Annotated in this window: 3 protein-coding genes; all 3 read right to left on the bottom strand. The window is 37.7% G+C overall.

Features of this window, described 5'->3' with window-relative positions; translation table 11 throughout:
* Positions 1 to 712, bottom strand: a 712-nt coding sequence (locus AC1DPQ_RS25605) for a cupin-like domain-containing protein (RefSeq protein WP_477611294.1), incomplete at its 3' end; no start/stop codon positions are given.
* A gap of 128 nt (positions 713 to 840) precedes the next feature.
* A complete protein-coding gene (locus AC1DPQ_RS25600; protein ID WP_477611293.1) occupies positions 841 to 1626 on the bottom strand; it encodes a DUF3050 domain-containing protein in 786 nt (261 codons plus the stop codon).
* A gap of 358 nt (positions 1627 to 1984) precedes the next feature.
* Positions 1985 to 2220: fasciclin domain-containing protein (locus tag AC1DPQ_RS25595; RefSeq protein WP_477611292.1), on the bottom strand; the 236-nt coding region annotated here is incomplete at its 5' end.

The raw sequence follows: 2220 nt of genomic DNA, 5'->3' as shown, positions 1-2220 counted from the left end.
CTCTTAAACTTAAAGAGAACGATCCATCCAGGTATTTCATCCAGTGCCACATTCCGGTTGGCATAAATAAAGTATCGCCATGCTCCAGGAAAACTTCATAACCTTCTACACCATTCAGTGCCGGGAATTTTTCGAAATCGGGGTTGGCCACATCATAATCTTCTAAAGCATAAGTTGCATTTGGCAGGCAATACAGTCTGTCTTTCCATTTGTTGTCGAAAAGAACAATGTGCTTTCTACCACCGAAGTGTGTATGGAAAATATGCGGTAAATCGATATCATAATGTAAAAAGGTTACCGAGTTAGAACCGCCAAAAAACATAGCAGGCATACTTTCGATAAAACCACCCATTAAATCTTTTGGGATTTTTACATCATTGATTAAACTTGGTACTTTTTTAAACAGGTTAAAAAAGAATATACGCAGTTCAGTTGGCTCACGTTTGATCAGGTCAAGGTAATCGCCAAATTTCATATGCGCCGTAGCTGCATTGATCGGTTTAGATGGATCGGCTTTAGAGTTATCGTAAAGTGGAACTTCGAGTTCGCCACCAATTTCCTTTAAATATTCAGTCGTCCATTTTTCTCTGGCAGGCCAGTCTTTGGTTAGGCCCCTGATTACTAACGGACGTTTAGTTTTCAGATAATTTTTCTTAAAATCTTCGGGAGTGATGCTCTCAACGATATCAACAGGTTTTAAAATGAAACTCATGCGCTTAAAATCGGTTATTTGTGCCGAACAACAAATGTGTAAATTTTATTTTACAAAATTGATGTTAACAGGTAAATGTGACTAAAATCACGTAATCTAAAATTAGTAAATACTTAACAATTTAATAATTACGCCTCAACTTTATTTTTAACAATTTCGGTATATGCAGCGTCCCACAGGTCGATCCTTTTCTGCAAGGCTAGTATTGTAGTCTCTTCTGCTTCGGCCCAAAAGGCTTCATTTTTTTCACAGAGCTTCTCCATCATAGAGAGTGCCAAATGGCTATGGTGATCGCCATCTACTTCGATATGGCGCTCCAGGTAATATTTAAAGACCGAAACTTTATCAGCCTGGGTACTGTTCAGGTCATTTACCATGCTAAAAAACATGTTTGGAATTAAATCCTCGCGGCCAAAGGTAAAACTTGCGGCCTGTAAATGTGTTTTTCCACTGTTTATGGTTTCGAAAGTCGCATTTACAAAATCCTTTGCCGCTGCAGGAACACTCGCTTTCGTGAAAGCCTCATTAAAACTTTTCCCGCTTTTTAGTTCCTGTAAAAAGATATTGATGGGTTTGGTGTTGGCACCGCATTGATCCATAGCATCTAAATATAACTCGAAGTGGCTTTTAATCGCTCCATTGGCATCCACATCCGATTCTTCACCGGCCACAATTTCATTGATCAATTGCCGGGTAACAGGATCGCCTACGGGGAACCATGGCAAAGTAGTACAGGTTAAATTAATTTGTAGGGCTTTAAGCAACGACATAAAATCCCAAACGGCGAAAATGTGGTGTTCCATAAAAATCCGGAGATCTTCTATTTCACTAATGGCCGAATAAACTTTGTGGTTAATGATTTCTTGCCTAAGCGGCTCTATTCTTTCCTGGATTTTTATAATGTTAGGATGCATGTATTTAATGAGTGAGTGTTTGAATGAGAGAATGTTTGTATGTGGGAGGTAATTCTCTCATTCTATAATTATCTATTTTGGTAAATTCTTTTCTAGCGCTCTGCTCGCTCTTTTAACTGCAAGTTCTTCATTCCACTGCATGTATTTTTCGCGGTAGTTTGCTTTCATAAAGTCGTCAAATTTACGCTGTAAAGTTAAGTGTAAAACAAAGTTGTAAGAATAGTAACCTTTGTAAAAACTAAAACTTTATAAACAGCTGACAATTAAATAAAAAACGTCCTTACTGTTAAGTAAGAACGTTAATATGAAAATCACACAGGAGGTGATGTAAGTTTTTAATAAGGATATCTTTTAAATATTATTTCGGCATTAAAACAGTATCGATTACATGGATCACGCCATTTTTTTGGTAAACATCTGCAATGGTTACAGTGCTCATTCCGCCTTTTTCATCTTTTAGCACTAATTTTTTACCTTCCATCCAGGCCCAAAGTTTACCACCTTGTACTGTGGTAAGTTCAGCTTTGCCGCCACCAGCTTTAATTGCTTTTGCAATTGCTTTGCTATCCATTTTACCGGCAACAACATGATAAG

The sequence above is a fragment of the Pedobacter sp. 01T416_2 genome (assembly GCF_056398925.1).
This window is presented reverse-complemented; position numbering and strand designations above follow the sequence as displayed.